Source organism: Streptomyces murinus (assembly GCF_002154555.1).
GTDB lineage: Bacteria > Actinomycetota > Actinomycetes > Streptomycetales > Streptomycetaceae > Streptomyces > Streptomyces murinus.
This window is the reverse complement of the sequence record NZ_MUNF01001023.1, coordinates 1-1,930: the sequence shown is the minus strand read 5'-3', so window position 1 is coordinate 1,930 and position 1,930 is coordinate 1. Positions and strand designations below refer to the sequence as shown.

Annotated in this window: 1 protein-coding gene; it reads right to left on the bottom strand. The window is 75.4% G+C overall.

Annotated elements, in window-relative coordinates; genetic code table 11:
- Positions 1–1,930: DEAD/DEAH box helicase (locus tag CCN72_RS37405; RefSeq protein WP_107430315.1), on the bottom strand; the 1,930-nt coding region annotated here is incomplete at both ends.

The window sequence follows — 1,930 nt, the reverse complement described above, 5'->3', positions numbered from 1 at the left end:
GAGCTGCTGCACGGCGGCACCGGGGTGCCGCCGTGCAGCAGCTCCACGGGGACCGCGCGGGCGGACAGGTGGGCGGTGATGAGCCGCGCCATGCCGACGTACTGGGTGAAGACGAGCACCGAGCCGTCCTCGGCGAGGACCGTGTCCAACAACTCGTCCAGCAGGGCGAGTTTGCCCGAGCGGTGGACCAGCCGGTCGGTCGCCCCGGCCTCCTTCAGATAGAGCGCGGGGTGGTCGCAGATCTGCTTCAGCGCGCCGAGCAGCTTCAGGACGAGGCCCCTGCGGGCGATGCCCTCGGCGGTCTCGATGGCCAGCATCGACTCGCGCACCACCGCCTCGTACAGCGCGGCCTGTTCGCGGGTGAGCGGCACCGGGTGGTCGGTCTCGGTCTTCGGCGGGAGTTCCGGGACGATCCCGGGGTCGGACTTCTTGCGCCGCAGCAGGAAGGGCCGGACGAGGCGGCCGAGCCTATCCACGGCCTCCTGGTCCTCGCCGTTCTCCACCGCGCGGGCGTGCCGGGCGCGGAAGGACTTCAGCGGGCCGAGGAGTCCCGGGGTGGTCCAGTCGAGCAGGGCCCACAGCTCGGAGAGGTTGTTCTCCACCGGGGTGCCGGTGAGCGCCACCCGCGCGGGGGCCTCGATGGTGCGCAGCGCCTTGGCGGTGGCCGAGTAGGGGTTCTTCACATGCTGGGCCTCGTCCGCGACGACCATCCCCCAGGTGTGCTCGGCGAGTTGGGCCGCGGCGGAGCGCATCGTGCCGTATGTGGTCAGGACGAAGCCGCCGTCGAGTCCGGCCAGGGTGCGTTCCGTGCCATGGAAGCGGCGGACGGGGACGCCGGGGGCGAACTTCTCGATCTCCCGCTGCCAGTTGCCCAGCAGGGAGGCGGGGCAGACGACGAGGGTGGGTTCGCCGCGCGCCCGCTTCAGGTGCAGGGCGATGAGGGTGACGGTCTTGCCGAGACCCATGTCGTCGGCCAGGCAGCCGCCGAGGCCGAGGGAGGTCATCAGGTCCAGCCAGGCGAGGCCGCGCAGCTGGTAGTCGCGCAGGGTGGCGGCGAGGCCCGGGGGCGGCTCGGCGGGTCGCAGACCGGCGGTGAGGCGGTCGCGGAGGGTGGCGAGGGCGCCGACGGGCACGGCCCGGACGGTCTCGCCGTCGACCTCGGCGGTGCCGGTGAGCGCCACGGACAGCGCGTCGAGGGGGTCGAGCAGGCCCAGTTCCCGTTTGCGGGCCTTGCGGACGAGGGCGGGGTCGACGAGCACCCAGCGGTCCCGCAGCCGTACGACGGGACGGTGGGCCTCGGCGAGGGCGTCCATCTCGGCCTCGTCCAGCGGGTCCCCGCCGAGCGCGAGCTGCCAGCGGAAGCGCAGCAGGTCCTCGCTCTCGAAGAAGCCTGTGCCGTCGGTCGCGGAGCCGGGTGCGGGCCGTACCTCGGCGGTGGCGGTCAGGTCGCGGGCGAGGTCCCGGGGCCAGTGCACGGCGACCCCGGCGGCGGCGAGGCGGCTCGCCGCGACGCCGAGCAGGTCGCCCACCTCCTCCTCGGACAGGGCGAGCACATCCGGCACGTCCTGTTCGGCGAGCCGGTCCAGGGGCGGCCACACCCGCCCGGCGCGGCGCACGGCGAGGGCCGCGTCCACCCGGGCACGGGGGCCGAAGGCGGTGTCGGCCTCGCCCGCCCACAGGGCGGCCGCGTCGGCCACGAGGGTGGGGTCGGCGAGGCTGTGGACCTGCACGATCGCGGCCCCGGCGGCCCGGGCGCCCGCGCTCGCGCCGGTGTCGAAGGCGTCGTACGCGGACAGGTCCAGGCGCAGCGAGACGCGTACGCCCGCGTCCATGCCCGCGGCGACCTCGGCCGCCCACGCGTGCGCCCCGGGCAGGGACTGGGGCTCGCGCGCGGCGAAGGGGCGGCCGCAGGCGTGGGCGGCGGCCGCCC